Origin of the sequence: Achromobacter sp. (genome assembly GCF_036567245.1) — a bacterium.
Classification (GTDB): Bacteria; Pseudomonadota; Gammaproteobacteria; order Burkholderiales; family Burkholderiaceae_B; genus Achromobacter.
The window spans coordinates 1-2,021 of the sequence record NZ_DATCUY010000295.1 but is presented as its reverse complement, the minus strand read 5'-3'; the positions used below and the strand labels follow the sequence as shown (position 1 = coordinate 2,021).

The following is a 2,021-nucleotide window of genomic DNA, read 5'->3' as shown; positions in this document are numbered from 1 at the left end:
GCAGCCGGCCTACCGCGCGGCGCCGCCGGACGCCACGCTGCGGGCAGTTCTCGCGCGCTGGGCGGAACAGGCAGGCTGGACCTTCCAACCGCAGCACTGGGCAGTGGACGTGGACATTCCCTTGTCGGCCACGGCAGAGTTCCCGGGTGACTTCAAATCTGCCGTACGCGAACTGCTGGGCGCCACCGAGCTCGCCGAAAAGCCCTTGCAGCCATGCTTCTACGGCAACCGGGTGTTGCGCGTGGTGCCGCTGGCGCAGTCCTGCACGCGCATGGCCATGCCGGGAGGAGCCGCGGCATGATGCGAATACTGTTCCCATGTGTTGTCGTCTCCAGCTTGTTGGGCGGCTGCGCGGTGTCGCAGCAGGTTGCGGATCAGCGTCGCGCGGCAAACGCCCGCCAAGTCCAGGTGACCGCCAGCCATCAGGCCTTCGCTGAAGGGTTGTCGGACCGCGCGGCGCGTGTCGCGGCCCAGGATGTCGTCACGCCGTGGCTCGCCGGCAAGCCGCAGCCCCTGGCGCGGGAAGTGTCGTTGCCGCCCGCATTGCGGGAGAACGTGCGGACGACCTTGATGCTGGCCGACGACGCCGATCTGCCTGCGCTGGCCCAGCGCCTGACCGCCGCCACCGGCATCGCCGTGCGGGTGCGGCCGGATGCCTTGCTGCCGCTGGAATTGTTCCTGCCCCGGCTGGCCGTCAACGGCGCCTTGTCCATTCCGGCGCCGGCCAGCCTGGAGATCCGCGCTGGCGGCCAGCCGCTGGCGGATTTGCTGGACGCGCTGGCCGCGCGTTTCTCGGTGCATTGGCGCTATGAACACAACGCGCTCGAGTTCTACCGCACCGAGACCCGCGTGTTCGAATTGCGCGCCTTGTCGCTGAGCAGCAAGGTGGATGTGCGCCTTGGCCGCGAGGGCAGCCCGGAGGGTGAAGGCTTTGCAAGCACCTCCAACACGTCCTTGTCGGCGGGGCAGCACGACGCGATGGCTATCCTGCGCGCCAACATCGCGCCGTTCCTGACGCGTTCCGGCGTGGTCGCCGAGGCGGTGGAGGGCGCCACCTCGATCGTGGTCACGGACACGCCCGAGGCGCTGGAACGTGTCGCCCGCTACCTCGAACGCGAGAACAAGGCGCTGACCCGCCGGGTCCGGCTGGTGTTCGAGGAAATCACCGTCGTCGCCAACGAGGCCACGTCGGGTGGCATCGACTGGAACGTCGTCTACGCCGCGGCCGGGGCGGCCGCGCGGTTGGCCCTGCCCGGCGGGGGGGCGGGAGGGGGCAGCCTGGACGCCTCCACGGCCAGGGGGCCATTCCAGGGCACGCAGGCCATTGTTTCCGCGCTCAGCACGATGGGAGCCGTCGTACGGCACAACAAGGTCCCCATCCTGACCTTGAACCGCCGTCCGGTCACCCATGCGGTAAGAACCACGTTCAGCTACATCGATCGGGTGCAGAGCACTGCCGTCCCCGGCACTACGACGGGGGGCGCCAACGGTACGCTGCCCGCGGTCTCCATCAGCCAGAAGGAAGAGACGGTCGGCTCGTTTCTGACGCTACTGCCCGACATCCAGGAAGACGGCCAGATCCTGCTGTCGCTCGCCTATGACAACGCGGTCGCCCAGCCCCTGAAGACCATCACGTTCGGCGAACGCGGCAACCAGGTGCAGGTCCAGCAGGTCACGATTGACGGCAACGGCACGGTGCAGCAGGTCGAACTGCGCCCCGGCCAGCCCATCATCGTTTCGGGCTTCGATCGCAGCCAGGACCAGCATGACCGCCAACGGCTCGCGCCGGGGCTGCCGCTCATCGCGGGCGGCCTGGACAGCGCCGCCTCGGAGCGCATGACGACCCTGGTGCTGGTGACCGCGCAGGTCGAGGAAGGGTACTAGGCATGGAACGCCTCCCGCTCACCTTGTTGTTCGACGTTCCGGATACTGGCCGCACCTTGGCATTCGGCTTGCGCTGGTTCGCCCTGATCGGCTCCAACATTCCCGCACTGGCCCGCTCGCGCGGGCGGCGCCTGCGG

The 2,021-nt window shown here is 68.8% G+C and carries 2 protein-coding genes; both read left to right on the top strand.

Features of this window, described 5'->3' with window-relative positions:
• Positions 1-301: toxin co-regulated pilus biosynthesis Q family protein (locus tag VIR09_RS13100; protein WP_332013257.1), on the top strand; the 301-nt coding region annotated here is incomplete at its 5' end.
• Entirely contained in the window at positions 298-1,884 is a 1,587-nt protein-coding gene (locus VIR09_RS13095; protein WP_332013256.1) for a hypothetical protein, read from the top strand. The genes VIR09_RS13100 and VIR09_RS13095, both read left to right, overlap by 4 nt.
• The last annotated feature ends 137 nt before the right edge of the window (positions 1,885-2,021 follow it).